The sequence below is a fragment of the Paraburkholderia sp. EG286B genome (assembly GCF_040965655.1).
GTDB lineage: Bacteria > Pseudomonadota > Gammaproteobacteria > Burkholderiales > Burkholderiaceae > Paraburkholderia.
In genome coordinates this window covers 137,035-155,467 of sequence record NZ_JBFRCF010000015.1, presented here as the reverse complement: position 1 = coordinate 155,467, position 18,433 = coordinate 137,035, and the positions used below count along the sequence as shown (strand labels likewise).

The window sequence follows — 18,433 nt, the reverse complement described above, 5'->3', positions numbered from 1 at the left end:
TTCATCGCGTTCAGCCCCATCGCAAATACCCCCAATCGCTCTACACGCGTTCCAGGCCATGCCGTGTGGCCCGGATACCCGAAATGCCAGTCGCTCGCCCGCTCCGTTTTCGACTCAATACGCGCCAGTTCCGCGAATCACGACAAACAACGTCTTGAACAGAATCCCGATGTCCTTCCGGAAGGTCCAGTTCTCCACATAGGAAACGTCGAGCAAAACACGCGTTGCATAGTCGATGTCGTTGCGCCCGCTCACCTGCCACAGGCCCGTGATACCCGGCGTGGCCATCAGGTAGTACTTTCTCGCCTCGCCATAGCGCTCCAGTTCCTGGTCGATGATCGGCCGCGGGCCGACAAAACTCATCTGGCCGCGCAGGACGTTCCAGAGCTGCGGCAGTTCATCGAGGCTCGAGCGGCGCAGAAAGTGGCCGATCCGCGTGACGCGCACATCGTTCTTCAGCTTGAATTCACGCTCCCATTCGGCGCGGGCTTCGGGGTCCCGCTCGAGCAGATCCTTGAGCACCTGCTCCGAGTTCACCACCATCGAGCGGAACTTGAGACAGCGGAATTTCTTGCCATGGCGGCCTACGCGCGTATGGCCGTATAACGCCGGACCACCGTCGCGCTTGACCAGCAGCGCGAGCACGGCGAGCAGCGGCGAGAGCAGCACGATCGCACTCACCGCCGCCACGATGTCGAAGACGCGTTTCAAGGCGTGCCCAATGACGGCGCTGCGAACCTTGTCGCGCGCACCGACCTCATAAGCTTCCCGGCGCCACCATTCACGGGTCAGCCGCAGCACGCTGAATTCCGAAAAGAACAGCGTGTGCGACAGCAGCAGGGAAATACCCGTCGTCAACGTCCAGTACATGAACCACGGCAACGCCAGCAGATGATCGTGATGAATCGCATACAGCAGCACGAGTCCGCAAAGCTGCACCGCGAGCCAGGCGAACGCCGTGCGGCCCGCGACGCTGAAAAGCGACCGGCTGCCACGCGTGCCATAGGTCCCGCAGGCGGGAAAGACCGAGAGTGCGAGCGCCGCGCAAAATGCCACCAGCGTCGGATCGGGGTGATGCACCTCGGCCACCTGTCCGGAATTCAGATTCAGGTGTACGGCGCAAATGGCGCCCAGCACGATCAGCACGACATCGACCGTACGTTGCAGCACGATGTCGACCGTACGTTGCGCAAACTCTGACCGTTGCGTTAACTCTGACATTTCCCTACCCCAGTGCGTGTCGTGTTCGCCAGACGTTCATGGGCTGGTAGTCGTCCGCCACCGGCGAACGCACGGAAATCCCCGTCTCAGGCGATCCATACGCCACGTGCCGCCTGCCCCGATAACCCACGACAACACATTACGGCGCGAGCGACGCAGGAACCGTGCGCAATCCCACCAACGGTTTCTGATCGTCGCTGCCTCATGATGCGAACCACGCTGGGGGCGCTCTGCAAGTCACAATGCGAGCGTTGCGTTATGTGCGTAACCGCACATAACGCAACGTCTCTCGGACCCGGTTCGGCTGATTAATATGAAGGATCCCTAACTGTTTACCCTGAAAATCGCGACAATCGACTCTATTTTCATTATTCGATCGCGACATCTGTGATAGACGGAATCTAATCTCCTGTGGAGTGTCTATCCGTTCGCCGTCGCACACATGATGTAGCCAATGACGCGGCAAAATGCTTTCTGGCTGCGCCTCCAACGTGGGTAAGCCAATTGAAAATGCCGGCGTGGAGCGAGCAAGCGCGCGTAATCGGTAGCCGGCAACCGCTCCACGCGAGGAATACGCCGTGATGCATTCCGTAGCAACCACCCATCGTCTGCTCACCGGTACCGCCCGTTCGCGAGACGCGAGCCACGCGAAACGGACCTGGCCGTTCGGCATGCGTGCCATTAAAAGCTTCGCAGCAGGTATCTGCGCACTCGCGTGTGCAACGGCGGTGCACGCGGGCGACGCTGTGCACGCCATGCCAGCCGACGAATTCCTCCAGACGCTCGCTGTCGACACCCACGTCAGCTATACCGACGGCGCGTATGTCAACGTGCACAACGTCGCCGACGATATGGCGTGGCTCGGCATTCACCACGTCCGCGACTACCCGCCCGGCTCTTCCATTCCGTTCTCCAGCTATGTCTATCTCGCGCAGCGCGGAGTGAAATTCAACTTCCTGATGGGCGCGGACTTCGAGAAGCACATCGGGCAGGTTGCGCAGTTGAATACCGAGGTGCCCGGCAGCGTTGCGGCCATCGAAGGCCCCAACGAACTCAACAACTTTCCAGTCGCTTACCAGGGGCTTACCGGCGCGGCAGCCGGGCTCGCTGTGCAGCGCGACCTCTACGCACGCGTGCACGGCATGCCGGAGCTCAAGGCGGTGCCCGTCTACGACGCGACCGGCTTCGACCCCAAGTCAGTCGAGACGCGTGCAGCTTCGGCCGACTTTGCGAATCAGCATGTCTACCCGCAAAACGGCGAGCAGCCCCTCTGGAACGCGAACGGCGACAAGTGGATGCTTGCGGCCATTCACCTGGGCCAGAGATTTCAGTTGCCGCTCGTCATCACCGAGTTCGGCTACTTTTCATTGCCGCAGGCGGGTTGGTACATGCTCGGCGTCGACGAGGACACGCAGGCCAAGGGCGTGCTCAACGGTTATATGGATGCGGCGGCGTCGGGCGTGAGGCGGCTCTATGTTTATGAACTGCTCGACGAAAAGCCCGACCCGGCGCACAAGAACGATGAAATGCATTACGGGCTCTTTCGCAACGACAACAGTCCCAAGCCGGTGGCCTACGCCATTCGAAATCTCACGTCGTTCCTGAACGCCAACTCCACGCGACGCGCAAGCGCAGCCGCGCGCAACACGCTCGCCTATACGCTTTCGGATATGCCGCAATCGGCGAATAGTCTGCTGCTGCAGAAGAAGGACGGCCGCTTCGTGCTGGTGCTCTGGAACGAAACGCTCATCTGGGACCGTGCGACAGCAAAGCCGCTCACCAGCCCGCCCGCGCGCGTCGGTCTCGACTTTGGCGAGACAGCGAAACGTGTCGAGATTTACGATCCGCTCGCTCCGGCGGAACCGCGCAAAATCCATCGCGACTTGCGCCAACTCACCGTGGAAGTACCCGACCACATCATCCTGCTCGAAATCACGCCCGCGAACACACCGGGAACCTGAGCGCAGCGCCGAGCGCATGAGCTTCGGGCGGGCAGCCTGTCCGCCTTTGTATAATCGCGCATTCCTCCTTCCGGTCGCGGTTTCCTTTCATGCTCAGTTTTGCCCTCGGCTTTCTCGTTTCCTTGCTGGTCACGCTGCTGATCGTGCGTTACGCGCATCTGCATGAAAGGTTCTCCGTCGATTCCGATCTCGCGGGCGTGCAGAAATTCCACGTGCGTCCCGTGCCGCGCATCGGCGGAACGGGCATCCTCGCGGGGCTGATCGTCGCAGCCGCGCAGTTGCACGGCGCGTATCCGGCCGTCTCGGGCGGCATACTCGGGATCGTCGCGTGCGGGCTGCCCGCGTTCGCCTCGGGGCTCATCGAAGACCTGACCAAGCGCGTCTCGCCGCTCGCGCGCCTCATCTGCACGATGGCCGCCGCCGCGCTCGCGTTCTGGTTCCTCGGCATCGCGGTTACACGCATCAGCGTGCCGCCGCTCGACTTCCTGCTTTCCTACGCGGCGATTTCGTTCGTCATCACCGTGCTCGCGGTCGCGGCGCTCGCCAACGCGATCAACATCATCGACGGCTTCAACGGCCTCGCCTCGATGGTCGCGTTCATGATGTTCGCCTCGCTCGCCTACGTGGCCTTCCAGGTGCACGACCCCGTGGTGCTCTCCGCGTCGTTCATCATGATGGGCGCCGTGCTGGGCTTTTTTATGTGGAATTTCCCGGCGGGCCTGATCTTCCTCGGCGACGGCGGCGCGTATTTCATCGGCTTCATGCTGGCCGAGCTGTCGATCCTGCTCGTCATGCGCAACCGCGACGTGTCGGCGTGGTATCCGGTGCTGCTTTTCATGTATCCGATCTTCGAGACCTGCTTCTCGATTTACCGGAAGAAGTTCGTGCGCGGCATGTCGCCCGGCATTCCCGACGGCGTGCATCTGCACATGCTCGTCTACAAGCGTCTCATGCGCTGGGTCGTGGGCGCGCGCAACGCCCGCGAACTCACGCGGCGCAATTCGCTCACTTCGCCCTACCTGTGGCTGCTCTGCCTGATCGCCGTGATTCCGGCCACGCTGTTCTGGCGCCACACGCTGCATCTGTTCTGCTTCGTCGTGCTGTTCGCGCTCACCTACGTGTGGCTCTATGTGAGCATCGTGCGCTTTCGCTCGCCCAAGTGGCTCGTCGTGCGCAGGACGCGCAAGCGCTGAACACGGCTTGATGTCACGCATGCGCCGCTGCACAGCCTCGGCGCATGTGACCCCGCTTCGCGCGTAGAATCGAAAGAAAAGACGGCGCGCATGCCCCATGCCCGCCGCCGCTTCCATTCGACGCTATTTGCCGTCTATTCGATTCAGGGAGAGAGCCGATATGAGCCGTTATCTCGCGTTTGCGCTTGCACTGTTCGCCGTGACGCTCGCCGCCTGCAACACCATCGCAGGCGCGGGCCAGGACATTTCGAAGGGCGGTCAGGCCATCACCAACACAGCGGACAAGGTCAAGTAAGCCGGTTGCGGGCGCGTCGCGCTGCGAGCGCCCGCTTACGCCGCGGCGCCCTCGCGCAGGCGCGCAACCTCTGCCTCCAGTTCGCGCACGCGGGCCTCGCGTTGCGCGGCGGCCTCTTCCAGTTCGCGTATGCGCGCCTCGCGCTCGTCTAGCGCCGACTTCACGTCCGCTGCCTCGAAACGCTGCGGAATGTGCTGCGGGCAGTTCATGTCCCACGCGTGCACCGTGAAGACGATCACCCGCTCGGCGCGCGCCTGGTAGCCCGCGGGCATCAGCTCCGCGACCAGCGCCGGGTCTTCGACGACGCGCGCGCGGCCCCAGAGCTTCACGCGCCGCCGCCGTGCGTAGTCGATCACGAACAGATGCGCCTTCGGGTTGTCGGCCAGGTTGCCGAGCGTGATGTATTGCTGGTTGCCGATGAAATCGGCGAAGGCAATGGTGTGTTCGTCTACCACGTGCAGAAAGCCCGCCGGGCCGCCGCGATGCTGGATGTACGGCTGCCCTTCGGTATTCGCGGTGCCGAAGAATACACTCGTCTGCGCACCGATGAACTCCTGGATCTTCGGCGTGAGCGCCACGCCCCACGCGTGATCGCGCTCCACGCGTGCATAGAGTTCGCGCGAACCCAGGCGCTCCTGCATCGCCTTGACCGTCGGCGTGAAAGCGACGTCGCTCGGATAACGGAGGATGCGATCGGCATTCGACGCGGTCGAGTCGTTCGGGATCATGGCGGACTCCTGTGCAGCGCGCTGCGGAGTCTAAAGGCTAGGCGCTTGCGCAGAAAAAGATAATCCAGCGCCGGCAAGAATCATCCTCCCAAATACTGGAAGGGCAAGCCGCCAGCGGGCACGCGGCTCGCTGTTCCGACACTTTCGCGTCTCGCGCGAGCGCCAGCGGCGCGCCGACGAGCGCGGCGGCACTTCCCGCGCCGCGCGGCCCGAAGCGCGCTACCCTTGATGTTTACGCCGCGAGGCCCGCGTCCACTCAACCGCCCGGCGGCCGCATGCGCCGGGTGCCATGGCAGGGAGTCGAACATGTCGAAAACGATCTGGATTGTCGTCGCCAACCGTGTGACCGCGCGCATTTTCGCCGCCGAAAGCCCGCTGGGCGCCATCGATGAGGTCGAGACGCTGCTCCATCTGCAAGGCCGCATGTCGGACGAGAACCTCGTGACCGACAAGCCGGGGCGCACCACCGACCGCGTCGGCTTCGGCCGCAGCGCGACCGATCCGGACACCAGCCAGCACGACCACGAAGCCACCGTGTTCGCAGCGGAGATCGCGACGACGCTCGCGAAGGCCCGCAACGACGCGCGCTACGGCACGCTCGTTCTCGCGGCGCCGCCCGCGTTCCTCGGCGCGCTGCGCAAGGCGATCGACGCGCAAACGCGCAGCCTCGTCACGCTCGAACTCGACAAGGATCTTGCGGCGCTCGACGCACGCGAACTCCGCACGCGTCTGCCTGAGCGGCTCGTGCGGGCCGAGGCGTGAGCCAGCCTGTCGGCACAATCCGCGCGGAGCGATATCCGGCGCGGTGAGTAAGGATTGCCCCGCTCACCCCGCGAGATGCGCGACGCATGCGCGCACGACGCCGATGACGTTCTCGCCCGCCAGCATGCCGAGCAGCCCGACGAGTGCGATGGTCGGCGGCGCGGGCGATTTCACCTGCAGCACGTTGTAGAGCAGCCCCGCGAGCGCGCCGACCGCGAACGACACCAGATAGCCCTTCATCTTCGTCTCCCGTTCGTCGTTGCGCGCTCACGCCATGTCGATCACGACGCGCCCAGGCGTGCCCGCGGCGACCGCCTCGTAGGCTTCGCGCGCCCGCGCGAGCGGAAAGTGCGCGGCCACGACGGGCGGCTCGAACTGGCCCGCGCCGAACGCTTCGGCAATCGCGCGCATGAGCGGCGCGGATTCGGCCACGCCGAGCTTCGCGCTATCGGCGCCGAGCAGCTGCGTCTCGTTGTGATAGAAGTCGATCAGGTCGAACTCCACGCGGCGCTTGCCCGTCGCGCTGATTTCGACCACGCGGCCGCGCCGCTTCGCAAGCGAGAGCGCCAGCTCGAACGCCACGCCGCCCACGGCGTCGTAGACCACGTCCGCGCCGGCTCCGCCCGTCAGCTCGCGTACGCGATCTGCGGTGTGCTCGTTCATGGGCACGAAGGCGTCGATGAGACGCGCAGCCGGCGAACCGGCAAGCGGCGCCTCGCGGCCCACGCCGATCACGCGTGCGCCGCGCGCCTTGGCGATCTGCGTGACCGCGCCGCCCACGCCGCCCGACACGCCGATCACGGCGATCGTTTCGCCCTCGGCGAGGCGCGCGTAATCGACGGTACCGAGCCACGCCACGACGAAATTCACGCCGATCGACGCGGCCTGTGCGTGCGAGAGCGCCGCGGGCTTGCGCACGAGCGCGGCCTCGGGCACCTCGATGAATTCGGCATGCGTGCCGTCGTGCGTGAAGCCGATGTCGCCGCCCGTGCCCCAGACTTCGGCGCCGAGCCACTCAGCGGGGCCCGCCACGACCACACCGCTGAAGTCGCGCCCCGGCACGCGCGGCGGCACCGTGTGCTCGAAATGGCCGGCGACGTTCTTCACGTCGCTCGGGTTGATCGAGGCGGCGCGCACCTGCACGAGCGCGCTGCCCGCTTTGGCCGCGGGCGTGGGCAGATCGACGTACTCGAGCACCTCGGGCTTGCCGAAGGTCTTGAACTGGATGGCTTTCATGGGGGGACTCCGTGCAATCAGGTTTCGCGCAACGCCTTACGTGAACGCGGTATCGAACTGAAACCCAATGTAGTTTGCTGCAGCCCGGTTGTGTGGACAGACGCTTTCGAATTTCGGACAAGGTAACTCTTTAACTAATTGCTGGCTTCTGTACGGGCGCACACAAAACTACGCATTCGCATACCTTTCCGCGATGTCAGAATAGCCCCGATCAAACGCAGCACATCCCGCTCAGGCCGCCATTGGCGAACGCGCAGACCGCGCATCCACCATGCAAAAGCTAAAGTCCCTTACCGTGCTGCGCGCTGTTGCAGCGACAACGGTCATCTTCTTTCACATCATGTCGCCGACTGGACACACGTTCGGTGAATTCGGCGTCGACATTTTCTTCGTGATAAGCGGTTTCGTCATCGCGCTCGTGCTGGACAATCCAGAATTGACCACCCAGCGCTTCCTCGCGGACCGCATCGCCCGCATCGTGCCGCTGTACTGGGTATTGACGTTTGGCGTATTCGCTGGGGCACTCATTGCGCCTGAGTTGTTGAATTCAACGACGGCCGACCTCGGGAATCTGCTGAAGTCGCTCTTTTTCATTCCTTATCGCAAGGAAAGCGGCCAGATATTCCCGATGTTGTTCGTCGGCTGGACGCTGAACTACGAAATGCTGTTTTACGTAGTCACAGCCGTTTCGTTGATGCTGGTGCGCCGTCACCGCCTGCTGTTCACTTCTGCGCTGATCCTTGCGATTTTTTGCACGGCGAAGGCATCGCACTCGCATGGCGTGTTTGCCGCGTTCTATACGAATCAGCGCTTATTCGAGTTCCCGCTCGGCTTCATGGCCTACCAGCTTTGGAAGTCCGGAATCCGGATCAAGCTGCCGCTTGCGGGATGCATCGCGGTAGCGGCCTATGCGTGGATGGCCTACATCAACTGGCACGATCTTTCCAACGCACCGCTGCTCTACTACGGCCTGCCGGCTTTCGTGCTGATCGGCAGCACACTGAGCCTGGAACCGGCGATGGGCTCGGGCTCGTTGACTCGCGCAGCCATATTCATCGGCAATGCGAGTTATGCCATCTATCTGAGCCATCCATACTGTGTGGAAGCTGCACGCAAGCTGCTGCCGGACGCTATCGAGGGCTTCGACCCGACTGCGCCGCTCGGGGTGGCGCTCACGATGATCGTGGCGACGGCGATGGGCGCCGCGCTCTACCAGTTCGTCGACTGGCCGCTGCACAGGCACGCGCGTCGTCTGTTGCACGCCGTGCCGGCCATACGGTTGCGCAGATCGCGCACTGCCGGCGCGAACGATACAGGCATGGGCTCGCAGGAGGAACCGGCCGGCGACTTGCCAGTCAACGAAGACGCGAACTGAACAGCAAAGTGCGCGGGCAGCGAGCGATCAAAGACGTTTTCCCGCGCTCCCGGACGCACATTGCGGAGCTAACGCCGCAAAAATTCACAGCGCGTCGATCGGAATCTTCAGATATCGCACGCCGTTGGCTTCGGGCTCCGGCATGCGGCCCGCGCGGATGTTCACCTGGACCGACGGCAGGATCAGGTTCGGCATGGCGAGCGTGCGGTCGCGCGCGGTGCGCATCTGCACGAATGCCGCTTCGCTCACGGTCTCGTTCAGGTGGATATTGCCGCTGCGCTGCGCGCTGACCGTGGTCTCGAAACACGGCCCGCGCGAAGCGGGCGGATAGTCGTGGCACATGAAGAGCCGCGTGTCGCCCGGCAGGTCGAGCAGCTTGCGCGCCGAACGGTAGAGCGTGTGTGCGTCGCCGCCCGGGAAGTCGCAGCGCGCCGAGCCCACGTCGGGCATGAAGAGCGTGTCGCCCACAAACACGGCGTTGCCGATCTGGTACGCGAGGTCGGCAGGCGTGTGGCCGGGCACGTGCAGCGCGCGCGCCTCCAGGGCGCCGACCTGAAACGTCTCGCCGTCCCGGAACAGCACATCGAACTGGCTGCCGTCCGGGCTGAGCGTCTCGCCCAGATTGAACACCGCGCGGAACACGCCCTGCACCGCGCGAATGTGCTCGCCAATCGCAATGCGTCCGCCCAGTTGCGCCTTCAGATACGGCGCCGCCGAAAGATGATCGGCATGCGCGTGCGTTTCCAGCAGCCACTCGACGCGAAGCCCGTAGTCGCGCACGAACGCGATCACGCGTTCGGCCGATTCCGTGGCGGTGCGGCCCGATTTGGGATCGTAATCGAGCACCGGGTCGACGATCGCGCAGGCGCTGCCGCGCCCGGCGTGCACGACGTAGGTGACCGTGGCCGTGACCGGGTCGAAAAAGGGCTCGACGGTGGGCTCGGGTGTTGGTTGCTGGGCTGGGTTGGACACTGGCTTGGACATCGAGGACTCCGCAAAGATGACCCTCTATTGAAACACATATTATAAATTTATATAATGTTTTTAGACAAAGTATAATCTGGATCATTGACTTGCAACCTCGTCCCACGAGGCGACCCATGAACTCACCACTCACGCCCGAAGCGCTCGCGGCCCTGCGCGAATCCGCCGAAAAGTGCTGCGCGCTGCTCAAGGCGCTGGCCCACGAAGACCGTCTCCTGCTGCTTTGCCAGCTCACTGAAGGCGAGCGCAACGTCGGCGAGCTCGAGGAGCTGGTGGGCGTGCATCAGCCGAGCCTTTCGCAGCACCTCGGCAAGCTGCGCGACGAAGGTCTCGTCGATACGCGCCGCGAAGGCAAATACATCTACTACCGCCTCGCGAGCCCCGAAGTCATCCAGGTCATGCAAACGCTCTCGAGCCTCTATTGCGGGCGGCTCAAGGTCCATCCAGCATGAGTCTCGACCTCGCTCACTTCACGCCCTACGCCTCGTTCGCAGGCGGGCTGATGATCGGCGCGGCCGCCGCGCTCTTCGTGCTCGTGAACGGGCGCATCGCCGGCATCAGCGGCCTGCTCGGTGGGTTGCTGCCGGGCGCGGGTGGGGAGCGCGGTGTGAATGCCGCGTTCGTCATCGGCCTCGTTGCCGCCCCGTTGCTGTGGCGGCTGCGCGCCGCGCTTCCGGCAACGCAGATCGATGCGTCGATGCTCACGCTGGTCGTGGCGGGCCTGCTGGTCGGCATCGGCACCCGTTACGGCTCGGGCTGCACGAGCGGCCACGGCGTGTGCGGGATCGCGCGCGGCTCGCGCCGCTCGTTCGTCGCCACGGGCGCGTTCATGGCGGCGGGCTTCGCCACCGTGTTCGCCGTGCGTCACCTGATCGGAGGCTGAAATGCGAAAACTCAGCGCGTTCGCGTGCGGTTTGCTGTTCGGCATCGGCTTGCTCGTCTCGGGCATGGCCAACCCGGCCAAGGTGCTCGGCTTTCTCGATCTCGCCGGCAACTGGGACCCGTCGCTCGCCTTCGTGATGGCGGGCGCCATCGCAGTCGCCGCGCCCGCCTTCTGGCTCGCGCGCAAGCGAGCGTCGAGCCTCGCCGGCGCGCCGATTCAACTGCCAACCTCGCGCCGAATTGACGGCCGGCTGATTGGCGGCGCCCTGCTGTTCGGCGCGGGCTGGGGACTCGCGGGCTTCTGCCCCGGCCCCGCGCTCGTCGCCGCGGGCGGAGGACAGCCGCGCGCCTGGCTCTTCGTCGCCGCCATGCTCGCGGGCATGGCAATTTTCGCCGTGCTGGAGCGGCACCGCCGTTCGCAGGAAGCCACACGAATCAGCACGAAACCGCAATAAAGCAGCACTACGCCGCACCAGCCTCGGGACCAAAATTACATGCAAATCACGCAACACGACGCGCGCTTCGCGAGCGCCGACCAGATCACGCCCGACGACCTCGCCGCCCTCCAGGCCGCGGGCTATCGCTCGATCATCTGCAACCGGCCCGATGGCGAGGGCGGCGACGCGCAACCCACGTCGCAGGCGCTGCGCGCTGCGGCCTCGGAACTCGGTCTGCAGTTCGCGTATCAGCCGGTGAAGCCCGGCCAGATCACCGCCGAAGACGCTGCGCGTTTCGCCCAGTTGCTGATCGACCTGCCCGGCCCCGTGCTCGCGTACTGCCGCAGCGGCAACCGCGCCACGAGCCTCTATCGGCTCGCGCAGCAAGGCGCGCCCACCCAGGCCGCGCAAACCGCGAACGCCGCGCGCGCCGCGACGGCGGCCTGCACGTGGGAGGGCGAAACGTGGGACGTCGTCGTGATCGGCGGCGGCACGGCGGGCATCGCCGTCACCGCGAGCCTGTTGCGCCGCGAGCCGAACCTGAAGATCGCCATCGTCGAGCCGAGCGATCACCACGACTATCAGCCCGCATGGACGCTGGTCGGCGGCGGCGCGTACGACGTGACGAAAACGCGCCGGCCCATGGCGAGCGTTATGCCCGCGGGCGTGAAGTGGTTCCGCGCGGCCGCCACGCGCGTCGAGCCGGACGCGAACGTCGTGCAACTCGACAGCGGCGTGCGCGTGGCCTACCGCCAGCTCATCGTGGCACCGGGACTGCGGCTCGCGTGGGAACGCATTGCGGGCCTCACGGAAACGCTCGGCAAGCATGGCGTGACCTCGAACTATCGCTACGACCTCGCGCCCTACACCTGGCAGCTTGTGCAGCAGATGAAGGGCGGCACGGCGCTGTTCAGCCAGCCCGGCATGCCGATCAAGTGCGCGGGCGCGCCGCAAAAAGCCATGTACCTCGCGTGCGACCACTGGCAACGCCAGGGCGTGCTCGGCCAGGTCAACGTGGAGTTCAATCTCGCGGGCGCCGTGCTGTTCGGCGTGGCGACCTTCGTGCCGCCGCTCATGGCGTATGTGAAGCGCTACAACGCGAACCTCGCGTTCTCGTCGAACCTCGTGGCCGTGGACGGCCCGGCGCGTATCGCCACCTTCGAAGTGAAGGATGCGAACGGCAACGTCACGCGTGTGGAGAAGCGCTTCGACATGCTGCACGCCGTGCCGCCGCAAGTCGCGCCCGACTTTATCCGCGACAGCCAGCTCGCCGACGAAGCCGGCTGGTGCGAAGTCGATCACGCCACGCTCCAGCATCCGCGCTATCCGAACGTGTTCTCGCTCGGCGACGTGTGCTCGGCGCCGAACGCCAAGACCGGCGCGGCCGCGCGCAAGCAGGCCGTGATCGTGGCCGAAAACCTCCTCGCGGCGCGTGCGGGGGCGCCGCTCGCGTATCGCTACGATGGCTACGGCTCGTGCCCGCTCACCGTCGAGAAGGGCAAGGTCGTGCTGGCCGAGTTCGGTTATGGCGGGCGCCTTTTGCCCACCTTTCCGCTCGACCCGACGCGGCCGCGCCGCCTCATGTGGCTGCTCAAGGCGAGCGTGCTGCCGAGCTTCTACTGGTGGGGCATGCTCAAGGGCCGCGAATGGCTCACGCGGGCTGCGCGCAACTGATGACACTCGAGGGCCAAGGCGCGCTTAGCCCTCGAAATCGAGCCCGCCGAGCAGCACCTCGGGCTCGCCTTGCGTGCGCGAGGCGAAATCGACAGAGCGCGCCGACTCCCATGACGCCAGCTTGCGCCCGGTCGCTTCGAGGTAGTGCTCGAAGCGCGCTTCGCCGCCGGGCTCCATGAGGCGCTCGATCTCCTCGGTGTCCCAGGTCAGCGAGACGTTCAGCGGATACACGTACGGATGCCGGTGCTCGTTCGCGACGCCGCGCAGGCGCACGCGCGTAGGATGCCCGTGACCCGCGTTGGGCACGACATCGACGTGCACCGAAGGGCCGAACTGTTTCGCCAGCTTCGCCGCAATGCGCGGCGCGAATTCTTCCTCGAACCGGCGAACGGCTTCGATACTCATGCGCGGACACTCCACTGAGGATTGACTGCGGATCAAGGCACTGCCGGTCACGACTGGATCGCGCAACCGGCACGCGATTCACCACGACCGTGCAGCGCGTCGTCCTGGCATCCTACCGCGCCGCCGGCAGGTCAGCCAATGCCCGGCAGCGCACCGCCGCCCAGCCCCCCTCACGCCGCGCGGCGCTCCCGCGCGGCCACGAGGCTGCGTACGCCTTCGAGCGAATACACGAAGAGCGCGACCCAGATCGCGCCGTAGCCCACGGCGCGCACCGCGCCGAACGGCTCCCCGTAGATGAGCACGCCGGTGAGCAGCTGCAGCGTGGGCGTCACGTACTGGATCAGACCGAGCATCGACAGTGGAATGCGCCGCGCGGCCGCGCCGAACAGGAGCAGCGGCACCGCCGTGATCGGGCCGGAGGCCGCGAGCAGCAGTTGCAGCCCGCGCGAGGCATGCGTGAAGTGGCTCGCGCCGGCCAGGCCCACGATCGTCAGATAAACGACCGCAACGGGAAAGAGCAGCACGGTTTCGAGCGCGAGGCCTTCGAGCGCGCCGAGCTGCGCGGTCTTGCGCAAAAGCCCGTAGCCGCCGAACGTCACGGCGAGCGCGAGGCTGATCCAGGGCGGCGCGCCGTTCTGCCAGGTGAGCCAGACTACTCCCGCGGTGGCCAGCACCACGGCGGCCCATTGCAGTGGGCGCAGGCGCTCGCGCAGGAACGCATAGCCAAACAGCACGTTGATGAGCGGATTGATGAAGTAGCCGAGACTCGCCTCGACGATATGCCCGGCATTGACGGCCCAGATATAGATGCCCCAGTTGGCCGAGAGCAGCACGGCGCTCGCCACGAAGCGCCCGAGCAAACGGCGGTCGCGCAGCGTGGGTCCGAGCCAGCGCCAGTGGTGGCGCACGACGAGCACGGCGACCACGAACACGAGCGACCACGCCATGCGGTGCGCGAGCATTTCGAGCGCGGGGATCTGGTGCAGCGTCTTGAAGTAGATGGGGAAGAGCCCCCAGAGAACGAATGCAGCGAAGGCGTAGAGGATGCCGGGATTCATGTTCGATTCGGATTATGGTGGCGCCGGTTCTGCGCGGCGCTGTTCGGCACGTGCCTGCGCGCGAAGGGACGCGCAAGGCACGTGAAGCTGCGAGCCGGCATCTGGCCCGCATCCTGCCTGTGGGACCGTGCGAAGGCAATTGAAAGCCAGGCGCAACGCGCCTGATTTCGCTAAACCCTGCGCCAAGCCGCCGGTTTTGCGACAATAGCGGATTTTCGCCGCCAGCCCTGGCCGTTGTCCAGCCTGTCGCGCCGCTTACGGCGCGCGCTGTTCTCAACGCGGCAGGCGCGGGCGTAGCCCCCTGAACCGGCCTCTTCGCGCGCGATGTCCTTCCCCCATATCGATCTGCTGTATTCGCTGTCCGGCCTGTTCGTCGGATTTCTGGTCGGCCTGACCGGCGTGGGTGGCGGCTCGCTGATGACGCCGATCCTGGTCCTCGTCTTCAACGTGCATCCGGCCACGGCTGTCGGCACCGACCTGCTCTACGCAGCGGCGACCAAATCCGCGGGCACGCTCGTGCACGGGCTCAAGGGTTCGGTGGACTGGCGCGTGACGCTGCGGCTCGCGGCCGGCAGCGTGCCCGCCGCGACGATCACGCTGATCCTGCTGCACCGCTATGGCATGGACACGCCGCGCGCCGGGCATCTGATCCAGGCCGTGCTGGGCGTCGCGCTGCTCATTACGGCCGTGGCGCTCATTTTCCGCCCGCAGCTCGCTGCGTTCGCTTCGCGCCACCGCCACGGGCCGGGCGAAGCGCGCACGCTCTTCTTCACGATTCTCACTGGCGCGGTGCTCGGCGTGCTCGTCTCGCTGACCTCGGTGGGCGCGGGCGCCATCGGCGTGACCGTGCTGCTGCTGCTCTACCCGGCGCTGCCCACGGTGCGCATCGTCGGCTCCGATGTCGCGCACGCCGTGCCGCTCACGCTCCTCGCGGGCGCCGGCCACTGGCTGCTCGGCTCGATCGACTGGCACATGCTGCTGTCGCTCCTGTGCGGCTCGCTGCCCGGCATCGCGATCGGCAGCCTGCTCTCCACCAGGGCGCCCGAAAAGCTGCTGCGCGTGCTGCTCGCCGCGACGCTCACGCTCGTGGGCGTACGGCTCGTGCTCTCCTGAACGCGGCGCACGCCACGCGCGCCGCGCATCTCGCGCGCGTCAGGCGTGGGGCGCCTGGCGGAAAAATCTCCCGTTGAGATCGACCTCGAACTGGCGCAGCCATTGGCCGCGGGCGTCGATGCGATATGCCTGCGCCCAGGCGCCGCGCCGCACGACCAGCATGTCGCCGTGCTCCGGGTCGTTGGGATCGGCTTCGCCGCGAATGTCGAACTGCATGGGCGCAAAGCCGTGCCGCGCACAGGCCAGCTCGAAGGCCGCCCGATCGACGAGCGGCAAGTCGGTGTAGGTATGAATGGTCATGGCGATTTCCTGCTTTCCAGCGATGAGGCCGCGCTCGACCTCGGGAAAGACGCGCGATACCCACGGTATACCCCCAACGGCGGGAAGACTGTGTGTCAAACTACACTTTGGCGGCTGCAGTGCAACATGACGCAATCGCATGCCGCTTGCGTTTGCGGGCTGCAGGTTCACGCGCTACGCGTACAAGCTGCCGGCTTCGAGCGATAACTGCCCCCAAGCACACGCCAACCGTACGCCTGCGAGACCTATGCGCACAAAAAAAGCCCGGCCTGTAGCGGCCGGGCTTTTTGCTGTCGCTTGAGCACAGGCGCCCCGTTTCCAGGGTGCGCTGCTGCGTTTATTGCTCCACTCTGACCGTCAGCTTGTTCGACACCGACGTCACGCCAGGCACACCCTTCGCGACTTCTCCAGCCTTGTCGATTTGGCCCTGATCCGGCACCGTGCCGGTCAGCGTGACAGCGCCACCGTGCGAGCGCACGTTGAGCTTGGAAACGTCGAGGCCTTGGGTCTTCGAGAGCGCCTTGCGCACCGTGTAGCCCAGCTTGCGGTCGGCCTTCTTGGCCGAGGTGGCCGGAGCGGCCGTGGTGGCGGCGGGAGCACTTGCCGACTCGTCCTGCGCGTACGACGCGCTGCAAGCTACCGACAGGCACAGTGCCACGCCCAGCGTCTTCAGAATAGCGACCGATTTCATGTTTTCTCCTTGTGTCTTCGCGTTGTTGCGAGTTGTTGTCTGCAATAGGACCGCCTGCCTTGCCGGAGGACGGCTCGAAGGCCGCCCGTCAGCCATGGTCCGACGGCTTTGTTACCACTACCGATGGCAGCGCACAGCGCGCACTGCGCGCGTACACGGCCAGGGTCTGGACGCGATGCGAGAGGCAAAAGGATGAAAGGACGTCGAATGACACCCGCCGGAACAGGTCCGTGCCCGTTTCCCGTTGTTATGAATTGATGCTCGCGCGAGCCCGCTCGTTCAACTTCTCCACCACTCCCGGGCTCCGGCGCGCCTTGCGAAGCGCAGCAGGCGAATCACAATTTAGCCTGGCTGTGGCGCAAGCGCAAAGAGTTTAGCTCAGGCGCATGCAGCATGCGCTTAAGGTGTTCGCGGGGCACCCGGGCATGCCGCCGCAACGCCGAATCTCATGTACCATCGGCACCACAGAGCCCGCGCGGCGCGCGCGCCTGAGCCGACCCGGCGCCAGCGCCGGACCCGACGCGGCCCCGACCCGCACTCCCCGAACCACCCGAGGCCCGCCCCACCCCGATGAAGTCCCGCACCGGCCGCAAACCTCCTCCCCGTCTCGTCGCGCGTTTCGTGGCGATCTCGTGGCGCGACCTGGCCGTCACGTTCGGTCCCATCCTGCTCGTAAGCGCGGCGGCCATCTGGCTCGCGGTGCGCCTCATCCAGCCCGCGCCGCCCAACACGCTCACCATGAGCGCGGGGCCCAAGGGCAGCACCTTCTGGAACGCCGCGGAAAAATACAAGGCCATCCTCGCGCGCAACAACATCACGCTGAACGTGCTCGAATCGGAGGGCTCGGCGCAGAACCTGCAGCGTCTCGCCGACCCGAAGTCGAACGTCGACGTCGCGTTCGTGCAGGACGGCCTCGCGAGCAAGGTGCCAGGCGGCCTCGTCTCGCTCGGCAGCGTGGCTTACGTGCCGCTCGTGGTCTTCTATCACGGCCCCGTCGCCACACGGCTATCGCAGTTCGAAGGCCAGCGCATCGCCATCGGCGCCGAGGGCAGCGGCACGCGCGAGCTCGCGCTCACGCTGCTCAAGGCGAACGGCATCGAGCCAGGCGGCCCGACCAAGCTTTTGCCGCTTTCCGGCGACGACGCCGCGCGCGAACTCGTGGCAGGCAAGATCGACGTCGCGATTCTCGCGGGCGACTCCGCACAGCCGCCCGTGATGGGCCGCCTCATGCGCATGCCGGGCGTGCGCTTCTTCGACTTCGTCCAGGCCGACGCCTACGCGCGGCGCTTTCCGTTCCTCACGGCCATCATGATCCCGATGGGCGCGTTCGACTTCGGCCGCAACCTGCCGGCCGCTCCCCTGCATTTCATCGCGCCCACGGCCGAACTGGTCGCGCGCGACTCGCTGCATCCCGCGCTCTCCGACCTGCTGATCGAAGCGGCCAAGGAAGTGCACGGCCGCTCCACCCTGCTGCAGCGCGCCGGCGAATTCCCGGCGCCGCGCGCCCAGGACTTCCCGATCAGCGCCGACGCCGCGCGCTACTACAAGTCGGGCAAGAGCTTCCTCTACCGCGTGCTGCCCTTCTGGGTGGCGAGCCTCGCCGACCGGCTCGTGGTGCTGCTCGTGCCGATCATCGTCGTGCTGATTCCGGGCCTGCGGATCGTGCCTTCGCTCTACGCCTGGCGGGTAAAATCGCGCATCTACCGCTGGTACGGCTCGCTCATCGCACTCGAGCGCGCCGCGATGGCGGACAACTCGCCCACCGAGCGCCGGGCGCTGATCCGCCAGCTCGACAAGATCGAGGAATCGGTGAACGGCATGAAAATGCCGCTCGCCTATGCGGAACAGTTCTACGTGCTGCGTGAGCACATCGGTTTCGTGCGCGCGCGGCTTACCGGGACGCGCGAAGCGCCGGACGCAGGCGCCGGGGCTGAAGAACAGCAGACAACGGAAAGCGCCGAAGACGCAGAGGCGCCGGAAGGCGGTAGCAACGAGGCAGGCACAGCAGGTACAGAGGCGAGCCATGCAAACGAAAGCGGCGGCAATGAAACAGGCGAGCGCACGCATTAGCGCCGCTGCACGCATTTTGAACCGAACAATGGGCCATGCAGGCAATGG

Annotated in this window: 20 protein-coding genes; 11 read left to right on the top strand and 9 right to left on the bottom strand. The window is 65.7% G+C overall.

What is annotated here, in order from left to right; genetic code table 11:
* Window positions 1–114: 114 nt before the first annotated feature.
* A complete protein-coding gene (locus tag AB4Y42_RS29245) occupies window positions 115–1,221 on the bottom strand; it encodes a sugar transferase (RefSeq protein ID WP_368690301.1) in 1,107 nt (368 codons plus the stop codon).
* A 581-nt stretch (window positions 1,222–1,802) separates the two neighbouring features.
* Between AB4Y42_RS29245 and AB4Y42_RS29240 the strand changes: the two genes are divergently transcribed.
* The 3 genes from AB4Y42_RS29240 to AB4Y42_RS29230 all read left to right on the top strand — a co-directional run bounded on the left by AB4Y42_RS29240 (window position 1,803) and on the right by AB4Y42_RS29230 (window position 4,670).
* Window positions 1,803–3,182 carry a calcium-binding protein gene (locus AB4Y42_RS29240; RefSeq protein ID WP_368696074.1) on the top strand — a complete coding sequence of 460 codons (1,380 nt, stop codon included), beginning with the start codon at window positions 1,803–1,805 and terminating at the stop codon, window positions 3,180–3,182.
* An 89-nt stretch (window positions 3,183–3,271) separates the two neighbouring features.
* Window positions 3,272–4,375: a glycosyltransferase gene (locus AB4Y42_RS29235; RefSeq protein ID WP_368696073.1), complete on the top strand. Its 1,104-nt coding sequence runs from the start codon at window positions 3,272–3,274 to the stop codon at window positions 4,373–4,375.
* A 160-nt stretch (window positions 4,376–4,535) separates the two neighbouring features.
* Complete coding sequence (locus tag AB4Y42_RS29230) at window positions 4,536–4,670, top strand: entericidin A/B family lipoprotein (RefSeq protein ID WP_368690298.1); 135 nt, start codon at window positions 4,536–4,538, stop codon at window positions 4,668–4,670.
* Between the two features lie 35 nt (window positions 4,671–4,705).
* Here the strand turns inward: AB4Y42_RS29230 and AB4Y42_RS29225 are convergent, their stop codons facing one another.
* Complete coding sequence (locus AB4Y42_RS29225) at window positions 4,706–5,398, bottom strand: pyridoxamine 5'-phosphate oxidase family protein (protein WP_368696072.1); 693 nt, start codon at window positions 5,396–5,398, stop codon at window positions 4,706–4,708.
* Window positions 5,399–5,704: 306 nt separating this feature from the next.
* Here AB4Y42_RS29225 and AB4Y42_RS29220 point away from each other — a divergent pair, with 306 nt between their 5' ends.
* A complete protein-coding gene (locus tag AB4Y42_RS29220; protein WP_254318411.1) occupies window positions 5,705–6,160 on the top strand; it encodes a host attachment protein in 456 nt (151 codons plus the stop codon).
* Window positions 6,161–6,223: 63 nt separating this feature from the next.
* Here AB4Y42_RS29220 and AB4Y42_RS29215 read toward each other — a convergent pair whose 3' ends face one another.
* Window positions 6,224–6,400, bottom strand: coding sequence for a DUF1427 family protein (locus tag AB4Y42_RS29215; RefSeq protein ID WP_035512139.1), 177 nt, complete (start codon window positions 6,398–6,400; stop codon window positions 6,224–6,226).
* 27 nt (window positions 6,401–6,427) lie between these two features.
* Window positions 6,428–7,396 (bottom strand): zinc-binding alcohol dehydrogenase family protein, encoded by a 969-nt coding sequence (locus AB4Y42_RS29210; RefSeq protein ID WP_368696071.1) that lies wholly within the window; start codon window positions 7,394–7,396, stop codon window positions 6,428–6,430.
* A 271-nt stretch (window positions 7,397–7,667) separates the two neighbouring features.
* On the opposite strand from AB4Y42_RS29210, the gene AB4Y42_RS29205 reads away from it, so the two are divergent.
* Window positions 7,668–8,771, top strand: a complete 1,104-nt coding sequence (locus AB4Y42_RS29205; RefSeq protein ID WP_368696070.1) for an acyltransferase family protein — start codon at window positions 7,668–7,670, stop codon at window positions 8,769–8,771.
* Window positions 8,772–8,855: 84 nt separating this feature from the next.
* Here AB4Y42_RS29205 and AB4Y42_RS29200 read toward each other — a convergent pair whose 3' ends face one another.
* Window positions 8,856–9,755 carry an MBL fold metallo-hydrolase gene (locus AB4Y42_RS29200; protein WP_368696069.1) on the bottom strand — a complete coding sequence of 300 codons (900 nt, stop codon included), beginning with the start codon at window positions 9,753–9,755 and terminating at the stop codon, window positions 8,856–8,858.
* A gap of 116 nt (window positions 9,756–9,871) precedes the next feature.
* On the opposite strand from AB4Y42_RS29200, the gene AB4Y42_RS29195 reads away from it, so the two are divergent.
* The 4 genes from AB4Y42_RS29195 to AB4Y42_RS29180 are packed head-to-tail and all read left to right on the top strand — an operon-like array spanning window position 9,872 to window position 12,748.
* Window positions 9,872–10,207, top strand: coding sequence for a metalloregulator ArsR/SmtB family transcription factor (locus AB4Y42_RS29195; RefSeq protein ID WP_028202089.1), 336 nt, complete (start codon window positions 9,872–9,874; stop codon window positions 10,205–10,207).
* Window positions 10,204–10,638 carry a YeeE/YedE family protein gene (locus AB4Y42_RS29190; protein ID WP_368696068.1) on the top strand — a complete coding sequence of 145 codons (435 nt, stop codon included), beginning with the start codon at window positions 10,204–10,206 and terminating at the stop codon, window positions 10,636–10,638. Before AB4Y42_RS29195 ends, AB4Y42_RS29190 begins: the two co-directional genes overlap by 4 nt.
* A gap of 1 nt (window position 10,639) precedes the next feature.
* Window positions 10,640–11,092 carry a DUF6691 family protein gene (locus AB4Y42_RS29185; protein WP_368696067.1) on the top strand — a complete coding sequence of 151 codons (453 nt, stop codon included), beginning with the start codon at window positions 10,640–10,642 and terminating at the stop codon, window positions 11,090–11,092.
* A 39-nt stretch (window positions 11,093–11,131) separates the two neighbouring features.
* Entirely contained in the window at window positions 11,132–12,748 is a 1,617-nt protein-coding gene (locus tag AB4Y42_RS29180) for a TIGR01244 family sulfur transferase (protein ID WP_368696066.1), read from the top strand.
* A gap of 24 nt (window positions 12,749–12,772) precedes the next feature.
* On the opposite strand, the gene AB4Y42_RS29175 is transcribed toward AB4Y42_RS29180, so the two are convergent.
* Entirely contained in the window at window positions 12,773–13,153 is a 381-nt protein-coding gene (locus AB4Y42_RS29175; RefSeq protein WP_069267732.1) for a DUF5594 family protein, read from the bottom strand.
* A 170-nt stretch (window positions 13,154–13,323) separates the two neighbouring features.
* Window positions 13,324–14,211: an EamA family transporter RarD gene (gene rarD, locus AB4Y42_RS29170; RefSeq protein ID WP_368690290.1), complete on the bottom strand. Its 888-nt coding sequence runs from the start codon at window positions 14,209–14,211 to the stop codon at window positions 13,324–13,326.
* A gap of 324 nt (window positions 14,212–14,535) precedes the next feature.
* On the opposite strand from rarD, the gene AB4Y42_RS29165 reads away from it, so the two are divergent.
* Window positions 14,536–15,324, top strand: coding sequence for a sulfite exporter TauE/SafE family protein (locus tag AB4Y42_RS29165; RefSeq protein ID WP_368696065.1), 789 nt, complete (start codon window positions 14,536–14,538; stop codon window positions 15,322–15,324).
* Window positions 15,325–15,363: 39 nt separating this feature from the next.
* Here the strand turns inward: AB4Y42_RS29165 and AB4Y42_RS29160 are convergent, their stop codons facing one another.
* Both AB4Y42_RS29160 and AB4Y42_RS29155 read right to left on the bottom strand, forming a co-directional pair.
* On the bottom strand, window positions 15,364–15,624 hold the full coding sequence (locus AB4Y42_RS29160; RefSeq protein ID WP_368696064.1) for a hypothetical protein: 261 nt from the start codon (window positions 15,622–15,624) through the stop codon (window positions 15,364–15,366).
* 337 nt (window positions 15,625–15,961) lie between these two features.
* Window positions 15,962–16,315, bottom strand: coding sequence for a BON domain-containing protein (locus AB4Y42_RS29155; RefSeq protein WP_069267735.1), 354 nt, complete (start codon window positions 16,313–16,315; stop codon window positions 15,962–15,964).
* 570 nt (window positions 16,316–16,885) lie between these two features.
* Between AB4Y42_RS29155 and AB4Y42_RS29150 the strand changes: the two genes are divergently transcribed.
* Entirely contained in the window at window positions 16,886–18,385 is a 1,500-nt protein-coding gene (locus AB4Y42_RS29150) for a TAXI family TRAP transporter solute-binding subunit (RefSeq protein ID WP_368696063.1), read from the top strand.
* The last annotated feature ends 48 nt before the right edge of the window (window positions 18,386–18,433 follow it).